The following is a 14381-nucleotide window of genomic DNA, read 5'->3' on the forward strand; positions in this document are numbered from 1 at the left end:
TCGCAGGCCCAATTCAAGGGTCTCTGGGACTATATGGCGGCCTGCAAGGCCACGCCCAAGATGGACCTCGGGCCGCTCGGGCTCAAGGTCACGCCGGGGCTCAAGATCGGTGGGGTCGAACGATTCGGCGGATACTCGCCCGGCCAGCACACACTGGAGATCAACCCGACCAAGCCCGAGCATACCGCAAACCCACAGGAGCTCGTCGACACGATTGTGCACGAACTCATTCACGCCGTAGACGACCTCGAAGCGTCGTGCAAGACCGCCGGCTCGCCGGCCTCGCCGCTCGCCGGCGCCGGCACCGACAGTTCGGCACCGCCGCTTGCGAACGTGAAGGGGACCCCCGCCGAGGACAAGCTGCTGCGGGAACTCGGCCCGGGCGCCAGCAATCCATGCGAGGAATTCATCGACGTCAACAAACAAGCCCAACAGATCATCATCTCGATCATTCAGAGCGATCTCAAGACGACCAATATCGGCCACCCGACGCTGACCTTCGTGAACGACGCCTTGCGTCAAGATCCGCAGGCGCTCGCCGACTACAAGGGGTGCCGCGACTCCGCCTGCACCACGCCGGATCCGGTCGCCCGCAAAGCGGCGATCGGCCGATGCTCGGAGATGATCATCATGAAATACGTGACGCCGCCGCCCGTGGTGCCCAAGGGATCGGCCGTCGCCGCCCGGGAGGTCGCCCCTGGCGAAACAGACGCCGCGAGGGCCGTTTAATGGGTCGGCCGCGAACCACATCCATGCAAACGCGCCGACTTCCAGGCCGGCGCGCGTGCGGCGCCGGAACAACCCGATGAGCCGAGCCGTCGCCATGCACGTGGCCGATACGGCCAAGCATTCGAGGCCCGCGTCGCGCGCACCGCGGACCGGCGCGTCTCGCCGCGCGCCCGAACCGGAGCCAGAGCGGGCGGCGGATGAGGTGCGGTGGGCTGCGCCGGCCGGGCCGGGTTGGTCGCTGTCGAAAACGAGCATATGGCCGTCGGAACCAGGCGAGCACAATCAACCGGCATCGGCTTGGGATGGTGCGCAGCGGGGAGCCGGGAAAGCTTCGTTGCCAAGCGCGCCACGTTTCCCTGGCGGCAACGGGCTCATCGGCGCAAGCGAGATCCCGTCGGGGGTGCGGGAGGTGCTGGGATCACCGGGCCAGTCGCTCGATCCGGCGGTGCGCGCCTTCATGGAGCCGCGCTTCGGTCACGACCTCAGTCGGGTGCGGATGCATACCGATACGAAGGCCGCGGAGTCCGCGCGAGCAATTGATGCGCGGGCCTACACCGTCGGCGCGCACGTCGCATTCGGCCCCCGGCAATACGCGCCTCGGACCGCCGCCGGACTGAAGTTGCTGGCGCACGAATTGACGCATGTCTTGCAGCAGCCGCCGGTGGCGAACGACGCAAACAGTTCTGAAGATCTGAGGTTTGGTTTGCCGGACGCGTCCGCGGAACGCGAGGCCGAGGCCGTCTCCGATGCGATCGCGCGGTCTGGTGACGCGCGCGCCGCCGCGAGCGCGCTGAGCAGCGTCGCAACGCCGGTCATTCAGCGCCAGAGCCCGGGTGACGAAAGCGAGCCGAGGCACAAAAGCCTCGAAACCAACTTCGAATCTTGTCCGGAGGGCCTCCAAAGTGACTTGAGGGACAACCATCGAGCGGCGCTAACGCACGTGCAACGAGCCATTACCGTTCTGTCGAGCGGCTTCGAGAGGATGGATCCCACCGACAAGGCCAGCTTTCGGCACTATTTCGATCCCGCGAACACCGGCGAAATCGACGACGGTTTCGTCCGCGACGTTCGCGAAAATTATCAGCGCATCGGCAGCTATATGCGTTCAGTTCGCTTCAATTGCGCTCCTGATGCCAGCACTCTGTGCGGCAGTTCAGAAAAATGGTGCATCGACGGGAGGTTGATGTGGACGTGTTTCGGCGACCTTCATGTCTGTACCGACGCTTACACGAAATCCGCCGACGCGAAATTCAAGATCGACACAATCATTCACGAGTCGACGCACAATGCCCTTCATACCACGGATCGTGAGTATTCCAGCAGCAAGGATTTCAATCGACTGTCGCCGCGCGGGAGCGGAATTCTGTCGTTCCTCAGCAGTATACCGATCATTGGGGCCCTGTTCCGGCTGATGAGAAGCAACAGCGATACGCTCAACAATCCGGATAGTTATTCAGGATTCGCCATGCACGCAGGCTCCGCGGCGGGGGACTGAGGATGTCAGACGATGATGCAAGAAGACGAAACACAGGCCTCTGGACCTGCGGCGAGAGCCAAGCGCCGATCAGGCGGTCGCAAATTCGGAGGATCGCATGGTGGAGATGACGTTCATGCGCAATACCCTGCCGCACTGGCGGGGATGGAGGTCGCGGCCAGGAAACTGGATGCAGTGGATGGAGCATTCTTGAAGCACCGCGTACAGGCAAAGCCGTTTTGGCATATTCTGAACGACAGGTTGCCGCCCTTTGTGGTCGGCAAGGTTACTGAACTCGGAGTGAACAAGGCGCGCCAATCAGACTCTCCCCGCAGATCGAAGGAGGAATGGAGAATGACCGTCAAGACCGCGATCCTGGCTACCCAACCTGCAAGCTACTGGCCGCTGGACGACGCCGCCGGCACTTCGTGCCACGACGAGATGGGCCTGCATGATGCCTCAGTGCCCGCCGCCGGGATCACACTTGCGGCCATGCCCTTCGGCGCCATCCGGGCGCCCTTCTTCGATGGCGCGCTCGGCAGTCGCCTGACGATCGAGAGCGATCCCCGATACTCGCAACCTTTCGCTAATGCGCTTTCGGTCGCCGTGTGGATTTGCCCGCTCGCGCTCGACAATGCGAACGTGGCCGGAACCTCAGATCAATATGTGCATGTTCTGGAAAAGGCGGTCGCGCCCTCAAGCGATGTCGAATGGGCGATGCGCTTTTACAACCAGACCAACCCGACCCGCCATTCGCGGCTGTCCTTTTATACGTTCAACCTGGGCTCACCCGCGGGCAAAGGCGCCGGCGCCTATATGGAGTTTGGCGTCTCGGCAAACGATGCGACGCCGATCCAGGCCGGCAACTGGATCTTCCTGATCGGGCAGGCGGAGCCATGGATCGCGCCCGACGATCTGACGACGGGCTGCGTGCTGTGGAAGCAGAATGTCGAGGCCGCGCGCATCCCGCAGGACAAATACGAATATCCGGAGTTTCACGTGCATCCCCAGGCGGGCGCCGGGCCGCTCGGTGTCGGCGGCACTCAGGATACCGGTTTCAAGGGATCGATCGCGCATCTGGCGATCTGGAACCGGTTGCTGTCGCAAGACGAGATCACCTCGATCTGGACAGAAGGCGACGCCGAATTGAAGGCGACGCCGATGTATCACAGCTTCGCTTGAGCGCTTCGGCAAAGTCTTCAGCCGGTCGGAGTGAACCGCGCGATCAGATCATAGAGGTGTCCGGGATGGGTGAGCCGCACCGACGTGATCGGCTCGCCATTGCGCCACGTTTGCCGCTCGATCACGAGGCAGGCCGCGCCCTTCTCGATCTTCAGCTCCTCGGCTGTGCGGGTATCGGCATTGCAGGCGGTGATGCGGTGCTCGGCCTCGGTCCAGGGCACGTGACCCACCAGCCAGGTGTTCGGAGGCGTGGTTGAGAAGTCTTCCTGCAGCGCGTCGGGCACCGCCTGCAGATTGATCAGCCGATCCTCGATCGCGAAGGGTTGGCCTTCCGCCTCATGCAGACAGCGCATGGCCAGCACGGGTGCGCGAACGCCGACGCCAAGGCGGGATCGGTCGCGCATCGAAGCAACGCGCTTGCAAAGATCTATCAGCCGGTATGCGTAGCGTTCGCCGCGCTGCTCCACCTCGCCTTTGAGATCGGGAATCTGGAGGATCGCGGTGTGCACCCGCGGCCGCGACACGAAGCTGCCGGCCCTGCGCCGGCGTACCACCAGACCCGCCGCGGCGAGCGCCGATATGACCTTGTTCACGGTCATGCGGGAACAGGAATAGGTTTGCATCAGTTCGTGTTCGAACGGCATGCGATACCCTGGCGGCCAGTCGCCGGATGTGATCCTGGCTTCGATATCGCCGCGGATACGCTGATACAGCGCCTTCGTCGTCCCCTTTGCGCCAGGCTTGAATTTTGCGGTCATGCCAGAAGCAAGCCTTCGATCGCCCCACGGAAGCGCCGCGCGACCCGCTCCCGGCTGACATGCCGGCCGTCCTTTACCACCTTGCGGCCGCGCGCCCATACGCAATCCACCGGCGAGCGGTTGGCGCCGAAGATCCAGCTGTCGAGGATCGCATCGCCGCAGCGGCCGGCCAATGCAGCGCTCTCGGCATCGAGACTGACGATATCGGCAAAGCCACCCTCGGTCAGCCCGCCCCTGGTCACGCCGAGCGCCTGCGAACCGCCTCTCAGCGCGCCGTCGAACAAGGCGCGGCCAGTCGAGGTGGTGTCGCCGGACGCGATCACATTTCGCGCCATCAACGCCAGACGTTGCGCGTATTCGAGTTGCCGCAATTCGCAGCTTACGCCGATCAGCACGTTGGAATCCGTGCCGATGCCGAACACCCCGTTCTGACTGTTGAATTCCGGTGCGTTGAATGTTCCGTCCCCAAGATTGGCTTCGGTCACGGGACATAGTCCGGCCACCGCGCCGCTGTCGGCAAGCGCACGGATTTCCATTGGGGTTGCGTGGGTAGCATGAACGAGACACCAGCGGCGATCGACCGGCGCGTGGTCGAACAACCATTGCAAAGGACGCTGCCCGCACCACGCGATGCATTCATCGACCTCTCGGGTCTGCTCGGCGATGTGAATGTGGATCGGGCCTGCGCCTGCCAGCGCGACAACGGCGTCAAGTTCCCGAGGGGTGACCGCCCGCAACGAGTGCGGCGCGAGACCAACCAGCGCCCCCTCAAGCCCCGCCACGGCGCGGCGGCTCGCCTCGATTAGTTGCGAATATCGGTCGAGATCATTGACAAAACGCCGCTGCCCGGAAGCCGGCGCGCGACCGCCAAAACCAGCATGGGCGTAAAACACCGGCAGCAGAGTGAGGCCGATGCCGGTTGCCTGTGACGCCGCGGCGATCCGCTCGGCCAGTTCGCCTGGATTAGCGTAGGGATCGCCGGTGAGGTCGTGGTGAATGTAATGAAACTCGCCGACCCGGGTAAATCCCGTCTCCAGCATCTCGACATAGGCCTGAGCCGCGACGACTTCGATATCGTCCGCCGTCATGCGGCCGACGAAACGATACATCAGCTCCCGCCAAGTCCAGAAACTGTCGGCAGAAGTTGCCCTGATCTCGGCGAGGCCCGCCATTCCACGCTGGAATGCATGGCTGTGCAGATTGGCAATGCCGGGAACTCCGATGCCGTGACGCTCATCGCCGGGCTCCGCCGCGCCGCCGCTGACGATGCTCACGATAAGGCCGGCCTCGACCGCGATCCTGACGTCGCGCGCCCAGCCTCGCGTCAACAGGGCTTCGTCAAAAAAGAATCCGGCCACGTTCGAGCTCCGATCTCCGGCGCAGCGAAAGTCTGGACAATCCCCCACCCATTTAATATGTATAGACAAATTGGCAAACTGCCAAGCTCGTATCGGCCCCGGAGTTCTTGTCAGCAGGGTTCATGACGTCAGTCGATCACATCTGGCACGGATGTCGTCTTGCAACGCTTTCGCCGTCCCGCCAGGGCCTCGGACTGGTCGATGACGGCATCGTCGCTTGCGCCGGTGGCCGCATCCTCTATGCCGGCCCGGCTGCCGAGGCACCGTCGATGTCGGATGCGAAGCGAACCGATTGCGATGGCCGCTGGATCACGCCCGGGCTGATCGACTGTCACACCCACCTCGTCCATGCCGGCAACCGCGCGTTCGAATTCGAACAACGCCTGAGCGGAGCGAGCTACGAGGAGATCGCGCAGGCCGGCGGCGGCATCCTCTCGACGGTCAGGGCGACGCGGCAGGCCAGCGTCGAAGCGCTGATTGCCGCGGCGCTGCCGCGGCTTGACGCGCTGATCGCCGAGGGCGTCACGACCATCGAGATCAAATCCGGCTACGGCCTCGAGCTCGATACCGAACGCCGCCAGTTGCACGCGGCACGGCGGCTCGGAAGTTTGCGCGCGGTCACGACCAGAACAAGCTTCCTCGGCGCGCACACGGTGCCGCCCGAAATGAAGGGCAACAGCCGCGCCTATATCGACGCGGTCTGCAATGAAATGCTGCCGGCGATCGCCGCCGAAGGCCTGGCGGACGCGGTCGACGCCTTTTGCGAGGGCATTGCGTTCTCGCCCGATGAGACCGCGCGCGTGTTCGCCAAGGCAGTTAGCCTCGGCCTGCCCGTTCGTCTCCACGCCGATCAGCTTTCCAACCTTGGCGGGGCCGCGCTTGCCGCGCGCTTTGGCGCGCTGTCGGCGGATCATCTCGAATATGCCGACGAGGACGGCGTCGCGGCGATGGGCCGGGCCGGTACCGTTGCCGTGGTTCTGCCCGGCGCGTTCTATTTCATCCGCGAGCGGCAACTGCCGCCGATCGAAGCGATGCGTCGCCACGGCATCGCCATCGCGCTCGCGACCGACAGCAACCCCGGCACCTCGCCGCTGACGTCGCTGCTCATGGCGATGAACATGGGCGCGACGCTGTTTCGCCTCACGGTCGAAGAATGCATCGCTGCGGTGACGCGCGAGGCGGCGCGCGCGCTCGGGCTGCTCAAGGCAACGGGCAGCCTGGAGGCCGGAAAATATTGCGATCTTGCGATCTGGAATATCGAGAGGCCCGCCGAACTCGTTTATCGGATGGGCTTCAATCCGCTTTATGCCCGGGTGTGGCACGGCATCTCGGATGCCCCGCGCCATCGCACCTGACGCCTCTTGCTGCGAGGACTAGAGATATGACCCGCATCGACAATGCCCGCGTGATCCGCAGCCCCCGCGGCACCGCGCTGTCAGCGAAGTCCTGGCTGACGGAAGCGCCGATGCGGATGCTGATGAACAATCTCGACCCCGACGTTGCGGAAAAGCCCGGGGAACTCGTGGTCTATGGCGGCATCGGCCGCGCCGCGCGCGACTGGGAAAGCTTTGATCGTATTGTCGCGACATTGCAGCGCCTCGAAGGTGACGAGACGCTGCTGGTGCAGTCGGGCAAACCGGTCGGCGTGTTTCGTACCCATGCCGACGCGCCGCGCGTGCTGATCGCCAACTCCAATTTGGTGCCGCATTGGGCGAACTGGGAACATTTTGCCCTGCTCGATCGCAAGGGTCTGATGATGTATGGCCAGATGACGGCCGGCTCCTGGATCTATATCGGCAGCCAAGGCATCATTCAGGGTACCTTTGAGACCTTCGCGGAGCTTGGACGGCAGCATTATGGCGGCGATATCGGGGGCAGATGGATTCTGACCGCCGGTCTTGGCGGCATGGGCGGCGCGCAGCCGCTCGCGGCCGTGATGGCCGGCGCGTCCTGCCTGGCGGTCGAATGCCAGCCGTCACGGATCGAGATGCGCCTGCGCACCCGCTATCTCGACCGCCAGGCGGAAAACCTCGACGAAGCGCTGACGATGATGGAACAGGCAGGCCGCGACCGCAAGCCGGTGTCGGTCGGTTTGCTCGGCAATGCCGCCGACATCTTTCCCGAACTGGTGCGGCGCGGCGTTCGGCCCGACGCGGTCACCGACCAGACCTCGGCGCACGATCCCGTCAACGGCTATTTGCCGAGGGGCTGGACCACGGCCGAATGGGAAGCGCGCCGCGAGACCGACCCCAAGGCTGTTGCGCGCGCGGCGCGCGCCTCGATGGCGGAACAGGTCCGCGCCATGCTGGATTTTCATCGCATGGGAATTCCGGTGGTCGACTACGGCAACAATATCCGCCAGATGGCCCTCGAAGAAGGCGTCAAGGACGCGTTCGATTTCCCGGGTTTCGTGCCGGCCTATATCAGGCCGCTGTTCTGCCGCGGCATCGGTCCATTTCGATGGGCGGCATTGTCAGGCGATCCCGAAGACATCTATCGCACCGATGCCAAGGTAAGGGAATTGCTGCCGAACAACGCGGCGCTGCATCACTGGCTCGACATGGCGCGCGAGCGCATAGCCTTCCAGGGACTTCCGGCGCGCATCTGCTGGGTCGGCCTCGGCGACCGCCACCGGCTCGGGCTTGCCTTCAACGACATGGTGGCGCGGGGCGAACTGAAGGCGCCGGTCGTGATCGGGCGCGATCATCTGGACTCCGGTTCGGTCGCCTCGCCCAACCGCGAGACCGAAGCGATGAAAGATGGCTCCGACGCGGTGTCGGACTGGCCGCTTCTGAATGCACTGTTGAACTGCGCCAGCGGCGCCACCTGGGTGTCGCTGCACCATGGCGGCGGCGTCGGCATGGGCTTCTCGCAGCATGCCGGCATGGTCATCGTCTGCGACGGAACGCCCGAGGCGGCAAAGCGCATCGGCCGCGTGCTGTGGAACGATCCGGCCACCGGTGTGATGCGTCATGCCGATGCCGGATACGACCTCGCGATCTCCTGCGCACGCGAAAATAATCTCGACCTGCCGAGCCTGTGCTGATCAGGGGCCTGACTATGCCTCCCGCGGCAAGGACAGATCGAGCGCCTTGACCGCCTGATAGATGACCGCGGCACCTGCGGCGATCGCTTCGCGATCCGCCCACTCTTCCGGAGCGTGGCTCTTGCCCTTGCGACATGGCACGAACACCATGGCGGACGGACAGATCCGGCTCATGAACGCCGCATCGTGACCCGCACCGCTTGGCAGATCGGTCACAGCGAGGCCCAAATCGCGTGCGCCCTGGCGCAAGGCGGAACGCAGATCGGCGTCGCAGAGAACCGGAGGGCCGTCCGACAAGGTCGTAAAGCGGGCGCGCGTGACCCGCGCCGCCGCGGCGTGGTCCGTGCTTTCCCGCTCGATGATGTCGACAAAACGCGCCGTCAATGCCTGATCCGTCGTCCGCGCGTCGATGACAAGACGACACCGTCCCGGTATGATGTTTGAAGCCGAAGGATCGACCGTCAGGATGCCGACCGTGGCGACGAAGTAGTCTGATCCCGCGGCGGCCAGTTGTTCGGCGGCACGACGGACCGCGGAAACCGTGTTCGCGGCGGCCACGAGCGCATCGTGACGCAGCCCCATCGGCGTGGTGCCGGCATGATCGGCCTCGCCCTGGAATATAATCTCGATCCGGCGGATCCCGACGATCGAGGTGACGACGCCGACGTCGAGTGAGCGGGATTCGAGCACAATGCCCTGCTCGATATGCAGCTCCAGAAACGCGCTGATATCGTTACGTCCGGCCTGATCCAGGCGGTCAGGGTCGCCGCCGACGCGCCGCAAGGCGTCGCGCAACTGCTCTCCTCCGGGCTCGGTGAGAGCGAGCATCTCGCCGTCGAGCGAACCGGTCATGCCGCGGCTGCCCACGCATGAGAGGCTGTATTCGCTGGGCTCCTCGGCAAGAAAATCGATGATCTCGATCGTATGATCCAGCAATGTGCCGGATTGGCGCAGTGCACGAACGATTTCGAGCCCTGCCGCCACCCCGGCAACGCCATCGAAACGCCCGCCTGATGGCACGGTATCGCTGTGCGATCCGATCGCAATCACGCCAAGCGCGGGATGGCGGCCCTCGATCCGGCCGATCAGATTGCCGGCGGTATCGATCCGCGTAGCAAGACCGGCGTCGGCGAACCGCTGCGCCAGAAAGGCGCGGCCTGCGAGATACAGCGGTGTGAACGAGCGTCGCGTATAGGGCCGTGCCGGGTCGGTGATATCAGCAAGCGCCAACACGTCGGCCCAGAGGCGATCGGCGTCGAGCAGGAGATTGGTTTTCATGTGGTCCCCGGTCTAATGCGCGTGAGGCGCTGACGAAATGTCCCTGTCCCGGTTCGGCCAACACCCGGCCATCGGCGGCAACGAAACGGGCCGGAGGGCCTCTCGACCTTTGGGCCTCAGGGGAGCATTCTTGTGGGCGGCCATTTTGTTCTGCCCAAAGCAACGGGATTTGGCAACGTCAGCGTTCAGGGCCCGGGCCGAATGGTCAACCTGTAGAAAGCCCCCGGCTTGAGGCTGCCGGCGACCTTCAGAAAGCTCGGCCGATGACCGCGATCATCCTCACTCCAGGCCAGACGAGGTTTTCGGATTGGCGCGCGATCGCGGCGGGTGCCACGGTGATGCTCGATCCCTCAGCCATTCCCGCAGTCGAGGCGGGGGCCCGCGCGGTGGAGGCGATCGTTGCAAAGGGGGTGCCCGTGTACGGCATCAACACCGGCTTCGGCAGGCTCGCGAGCGTGCGCATCGCGCCGGACGATCTCGCTGGTCTGCAGCGCAATATCGTGCTCTCGCACGCGGCGGGCGTCGGCGCGCCGATGCGGCGCGACAGCGCACGGCTGATGATGGCATTGAAGCTCGCAAGCCTCGGTCGCGGTGCATCGGGCGTCCGGCGAGAGACGGTCGCCATGATCGAAGCCATGCTCGCGCGCGACGTGATCCCAGTGGTACCGTGCCAAGGCTCGGTCGGGGCCTCGGGCGACCTTGCGCCGCTCGCCCACATGACCGGTGTGTTGCTGGGCGTCGGCGAGGCCTGGGTCGCCGGCGAGCGCAGGCCTGCCGAGGCCGCATTAGCGAGCGTCGGGCTTGCGCCACTCGTGCTCGGGCCGAAGGAGGGACTTGCGCTCCTCAACGGCACGCAGTTTTCAACCGCCGAGGCGCTGATGGCGCTGTTTTCGATCGAGCGCCTGTTCCAGGCGGCGCTGGTGACCGGTGCGCTGTCGACCGACGCGGCCAAGGGCTCCGACACACCGTTCGATCCCCGGATTCACGCGCTGCGCGGCCAACTCGGCCAGATCGATGTCGCCGCCAGTCTGCGCGCCCTGATCGCCGGCAGCACGATCCGCGCCTCGCATGTCCTCAACGATGACCGGGTGCAGGACCCCTATTGCCTGCGTTGCCAACCGCAGGTCATGGGCGCCGTCCTCGACGTTCTGCGCTTTGCCGCGCGCACGCTTGTGATCGAGGCCAACGGGGTCACCGATAATCCGCTGATTGTCGCCCAAACCACCGAGGCCTTGTCTGGCGGCAATTTCCACGCCGAGCCGGTCGCCTTCGCGGCCGATATGCTCGCCATCGCGCTGTGCGAGATCGGCTCGCTCGCCGAGCGGCGGATCGCCATGCTGGTCGACCCCGCACTATCAGGCCTGCCGGCCTTCCTGACGCCGAAGCCCGGGCTCAATTCCGGATTCATGATGGCGCAGGTGACCGCGGCGGCGCTCGTCTCCGAGAACAAGCAGCGTGCCTACCCGGCGAGCGTCGATACGATCCCGACGTCGGCCAACCAGGAGGATCATGTGTCGATGGCCGCCCACGGCGCGCGACGGCTCGGTCCCATGGCCGAGAACGCAACCCATATCGTCGCCATCGAGCTGCTCGCCGCCGCGCAGGGCTGCGACTTCCATGCCCCGATGACTTCGAGCCCGCCGCTCCAGCGGGTGCGGGAATGTCTGCGCGGCGCGGTGCCACCATTGTCCGACGACCGTCTGATGGCCCCCGACATCGCCACCGCCGCCGATCTCATTGGTTCCGGCGCGCTCACCGAGCGAGCGGGAGCCACGTTGTTCCCGCTCCTGCAAGGGCCGGGGCAATAACCGAACCGCCGTCGACGGCCAAACCGCGGCGATCCCGCGCCTGCGGTTCTCGCGGGGCGCGCGCGCCGCGGACCCGTGTCCACCGCGTCACCCGGCAAGCCAAACCCTACCAGACTGCGTAGGTTCGTCCACTGCCCTCTCAAGCTAGTCTCCTGCTCGAAAAGGCATCGAGCCTTTCCGTTTGGGGAGACCACCATGATCACCAAAACCGCGACCAGCCTTCTGGCAACCATCGTCGGCCTTGGCACCATCACCCCCGTCCCTGCGGCCGAACTCGTTCTGCACTTCAGCGGCGTCGAGCAAGGCAAAGGACCTATTAAAATAGAAATTCTCGATGAAACGCGGGCTGACCAGTTCCTGGACTCGACCAACACCAGCGGCGCCAAGCTTGTCTCGGTGCCGGCGGACCAGCCGCCATATTCGGTCAAGGTTGAGGTCCCGAACGGTCGCTACGCTGTGTCGGCGTTCCAGGACCTGCGCCGGCTCGGCAAGATTGATTTAAGCGGCCCGTACGGACGTCCCGCCGAACCCTGGGGCATCAGCAACAACGCCAAACCGGCGATGCGCGCGCCCGACTTCGCGGACGCGGCTTTCACCGTGGGCGACGGCGTTACCGTCAAGACGATCGATCTCGGTATGTGAGCCGGCCCGCTTTGCACCCGCGCCAGGATATCAAGCTCAAGGGGTTTAAAATGACCGACACGCTTTGCCAACTCTCGGACGGAATCAAGAACATGCTGGGGATCGACGAAGTCGACCTCGATCGGCCACTGTCTCAAATCGGCGTCGATTCGCTCAACGTCGTCGAGATGATCATCATCTGTCAGCAGGTCTACACCAACATACTGGACTACGATGCGATCAACATCGATGAGAACACGACCGTTCGGGAGATCGACAGCCAGATGAATTCGCTGATGCCGTTGCCTGCCTGACTGGATTGCCGAAACACTCGAGCTCGGAAGCTCACAGTTCGCGGAGCCTCTTCACCATGAACAAGATCGTCAACACGGACGGGCTCTCTCCGGCAGAAGCCAGCAGCGTATGGGAGCCCTCGCTGGGCGCGTGCGACGCCGCCGTCGAGGTTCACGACCTTCACTGCGCGCTATCCCCGGCCTTCGCGCTGATACTGCCTGCCTTCCGTTTGCCTCCCAAGAGTCTGACTGCGCTAATTGGCCCGAACGGATCGGGAAAAACCACCCTGCTGTCCTGTCTTCTCGGCTCACGGCCGTCAGGCCAAGGGACCATTCAGTTGTTCGGTCATCCGGTTCGGCAATTGCCGGTCGCGAAGCGGGCGCGCATCGGCGTCCAACTGCAGGATGTCGGGTTCAACGAGCAATACAAGGTGCAGGACATCGTCAAACTTCACCGCCGGGTCTACGCCGCTTCCGATCCGGCGATCTTCGACGCCTTTCGGATTGCGGAACTCGACGGCAAACGATTTGGCGCGCTTTCGTCCGGCGAGAAGCAGCGTCTGCAACTGGCCATGGCCATGGCGCATACGCCGGAGCTGATGATCTTCGACGAGCCCTCGTCGAATCTGGACGGGCATTTTGAGGCCGTCTTCTGCGATTTGCTGACCCGCGCGCGCCACCACGGCGCATCATCGATATTCATCACGCATTCACCGCGCGTCGTCGCCATCAGCAACCAGATACTGTTTCTGCGCGACGGCCGCGTTGAACATCAGGGCCCCCAACGCGAGCTCATCAGCAAGCTGTTCGGCCCGGTCGGCTGCCTGTTCGCCGGCAACAGCGCGGCTCAAAGCCACGTCCAATCAGCGCTCGCAGCTGTAGCGGGCGTGCGCTTTCGGCTCACCCGCGACGGACTGCAGGCCTTCGGCGACGCTCCGTTACGACGCGCCGCGATCGAGGCCGCGGCACAGGTCGAGCTTGAACGTTTCGCGCTGTGGTCTCCCGATGCCGCAGATCTCATGCAGGAGGTGAAAAATGACTGACGCCGTCTCGCAACGCCTTGCGCTGTTTGTCCACTTCCTCAGGATTGAATCGAAGAGCTACATGAAGACGCCAGCTGCAATCTTCTGGACCTTCTTCTACCCGATCCTGATGTTCTTCGTGCTGTTTGCGATCTTTGGCACTGCGGGCCGCGGCAGACCGGGTTTGAGCTATGCCGACTACCTGATCTCGGGGCTCGCGGTCATGACCGCTATCAGCGCCTCGATGTTCGGCGTCGCCGCCGCCTTGATCGAGCACAAGGCAAATGCGCGTCTGTGGTTGTTCGAGTTCATGCCGTTCCACAAAGGCATTTTTATCGCGGGGCTGGCGGCCTCACGCGTCATTATCCTGACGATCTTCTTTTTGGTCTTCATCGGTGCATTTTCCCGGTTGGCGCCCACTGCGAACGCGGTCACGCCATGGAATCTGCTTTTGCTGGTGACGCTGTTGGCCAGCGCGGCGCTCGTTCTTGTCGGCGCCGGCCTGTTGTTGGCCGCACTGATTGACCGGCCCGGGGTAGGCTACGCGGTCAGCAACGTCATCAATGTGCCCATCATCTTCCTGTCGGACCTTTTCCTGCCAGCCGCGCTGTTTCCCAAATGGCTGGCTTCGGCCATCCAACTCTCGCCCTTCCTGGCCCTGGTGAACACGGTTCGCGCGGTCTACGCCGGGGAATATTCCGGCAGCACGATCGCCGCGACCATCGCTGCCCTGCTCGTGGTCGGGCTTGCCGTCATCGCGCTGGCCAGCCGACTGATCGCGCTCCGCCCCCGAATGGTCGCGACCTGAAGTC

At 64.3% G+C, this 14381-nt stretch carries 13 protein-coding genes; 10 read left to right on the plus strand and 3 right to left on the minus strand.

Going from position 1 to position 14381, the window contains the following annotated elements; all coding sequences use genetic code 11:
• From ABSG20_RS00255 to ABSG20_RS00265, 3 genes are all read left to right on the plus strand, one after another.
• Positions 1–729 (plus strand): hypothetical protein (locus ABSG20_RS00255; RefSeq protein WP_423862464.1); only part of this gene is annotated, 729 nt, incomplete at its 5' end.
• A 76-nt stretch (positions 730–805) separates the two neighbouring features.
• Positions 806–2224: an eCIS core domain-containing protein gene (locus ABSG20_RS00260; RefSeq protein WP_423862465.1), complete on the plus strand. Its 1419-nt coding sequence runs from the start codon at positions 806–808 to the stop codon at positions 2222–2224.
• A gap of 333 nt (positions 2225–2557) precedes the next feature.
• Positions 2558–3385, plus strand: a complete 828-nt coding sequence (locus ABSG20_RS00265; protein ID WP_423862466.1) for a hypothetical protein — start codon at positions 2558–2560, stop codon at positions 3383–3385.
• A 17-nt stretch (positions 3386–3402) separates the two neighbouring features.
• Here ABSG20_RS00265 and hutC read toward each other — a convergent pair whose 3' ends face one another.
• Both hutC and ABSG20_RS00275 read right to left on the minus strand, forming a co-directional pair.
• Positions 3403–4143, minus strand: a complete 741-nt coding sequence (gene hutC, locus ABSG20_RS00270; RefSeq protein WP_423862467.1) for a histidine utilization transcriptional repressor HutC — start codon at positions 4141–4143, stop codon at positions 3403–3405.
• Complete coding sequence (locus ABSG20_RS00275; protein WP_423862468.1) at positions 4140–5501, minus strand: formimidoylglutamate deiminase; 1362 nt, start codon at positions 5499–5501, stop codon at positions 4140–4142. The genes hutC and ABSG20_RS00275 overlap by 4 nt, the downstream gene beginning before the upstream one ends.
• Positions 5502–5623: 122 nt before the next feature.
• On the opposite strand from ABSG20_RS00275, the gene hutI reads away from it, so the two are divergent.
• Positions 5624–6856, plus strand: a complete 1233-nt coding sequence (gene hutI / locus ABSG20_RS00280; protein ID WP_423862469.1) for an imidazolonepropionase — start codon at positions 5624–5626, stop codon at positions 6854–6856.
• Between the two features lie 26 nt (positions 6857–6882).
• The gene (hutU, locus tag ABSG20_RS00285) at positions 6883–8547 is read left to right on the plus strand and encodes a urocanate hydratase (RefSeq protein ID WP_423862470.1); all 1665 of its coding nucleotides are present in this window, start codon (positions 6883–6885) and stop codon (positions 8545–8547) included.
• 12 nt (positions 8548–8559) lie between these two features.
• Here the strand turns inward: hutU and ertE are convergent, their stop codons facing one another.
• Complete coding sequence (gene ertE / locus ABSG20_RS00290; protein WP_423862471.1) at positions 8560–9825, minus strand: N-carbamyl-l-glutamate amidohydrolase ErtE; 1266 nt, start codon at positions 9823–9825, stop codon at positions 8560–8562.
• A 263-nt stretch (positions 9826–10088) separates the two neighbouring features.
• Between ertE and hutH the strand changes: the two genes are divergently transcribed.
• The 5 genes from hutH to ABSG20_RS00315 all read left to right on the plus strand — a co-directional run bounded on the left by hutH (position 10089) and on the right by ABSG20_RS00315 (position 14377).
• The gene (gene hutH, locus ABSG20_RS00295) at positions 10089–11633 is read left to right on the plus strand and encodes a histidine ammonia-lyase (protein WP_423862472.1); all 1545 of its coding nucleotides are present in this window, start codon (positions 10089–10091) and stop codon (positions 11631–11633) included.
• A gap of 195 nt (positions 11634–11828) precedes the next feature.
• The gene (locus ABSG20_RS00300) at positions 11829–12275 is read left to right on the plus strand and encodes a DUF2141 domain-containing protein (protein ID WP_423862473.1); all 447 of its coding nucleotides are present in this window, start codon (positions 11829–11831) and stop codon (positions 12273–12275) included.
• Between the two features lie 50 nt (positions 12276–12325).
• Complete coding sequence (locus tag ABSG20_RS00305; protein ID WP_423862474.1) at positions 12326–12568, plus strand: phosphopantetheine-binding protein; 243 nt, start codon at positions 12326–12328, stop codon at positions 12566–12568.
• A gap of 56 nt (positions 12569–12624) precedes the next feature.
• The gene (locus tag ABSG20_RS00310) at positions 12625–13590 is read left to right on the plus strand and encodes an ATP-binding cassette domain-containing protein (protein ID WP_423862475.1); all 966 of its coding nucleotides are present in this window, start codon (positions 12625–12627) and stop codon (positions 13588–13590) included.
• Positions 13583–14377, plus strand: a complete 795-nt coding sequence (locus ABSG20_RS00315; RefSeq protein ID WP_423862476.1) for an ABC transporter permease — start codon at positions 13583–13585, stop codon at positions 14375–14377. The genes ABSG20_RS00310 and ABSG20_RS00315 overlap by 8 nt, the downstream gene beginning before the upstream one ends.
• Positions 14378–14381 lie beyond the last annotated feature (4 nt).

It is taken from the genome of Bradyrhizobium sp., assembly GCF_049512235.1.
Taxonomy (GTDB): Bacteria; Pseudomonadota; Alphaproteobacteria; order Rhizobiales; family Xanthobacteraceae; genus Bradyrhizobium.

What these genes read in the sequence shown, in the direction of transcription:
- hutI (WP_423862469.1), top strand. Translation starts at nt 5,624, where the DNA reads ATGACGTCAGTCGATCACATCTGGCACGGATGTCGTCTTGCAACGCTT.
- hutU (WP_423862470.1), top strand. Translation starts at nt 6,883, where the DNA reads ATGACCCGCATCGACAATGCCCGCGTGATCCGCAGCCCCCGCGGCACC.
- ABSG20_RS00315 (WP_423862476.1), top strand. Translation starts at nt 13,583, where the DNA reads ATGACTGACGCCGTCTCGCAACGCCTTGCGCTGTTTGTCCACTTCCTC.
- ABSG20_RS00305 (WP_423862474.1), top strand. Translation starts at nt 12,326, where the DNA reads ATGACCGACACGCTTTGCCAACTCTCGGACGGAATCAAGAACATGCTG.
- ABSG20_RS00265 (WP_423862466.1), top strand. Translation starts at nt 2,558, where the DNA reads ATGACCGTCAAGACCGCGATCCTGGCTACCCAACCTGCAAGCTACTGG.
- hutC (WP_423862467.1), bottom strand. Translation starts at nt 4,143, where the DNA reads ATGACCGCAAAATTCAAGCCTGGCGCAAAGGGGACGACGAAGGCGCTG.
- ertE (WP_423862471.1), bottom strand. Translation starts at nt 9,825, where the DNA reads ATGAAAACCAATCTCCTGCTCGACGCCGATCGCCTCTGGGCCGACGTG.
- hutH (WP_423862472.1), top strand. Translation starts at nt 10,089, where the DNA reads ATGACCGCGATCATCCTCACTCCAGGCCAGACGAGGTTTTCGGATTGG.
- ABSG20_RS00310 (WP_423862475.1), top strand. Translation starts at nt 12,625, where the DNA reads ATGAACAAGATCGTCAACACGGACGGGCTCTCTCCGGCAGAAGCCAGC.
- ABSG20_RS00260 (WP_423862465.1), top strand. Translation starts at nt 806, where the DNA reads ATGAGCCGAGCCGTCGCCATGCACGTGGCCGATACGGCCAAGCATTCG.
- ABSG20_RS00300 (WP_423862473.1), top strand. Translation starts at nt 11,829, where the DNA reads ATGATCACCAAAACCGCGACCAGCCTTCTGGCAACCATCGTCGGCCTT.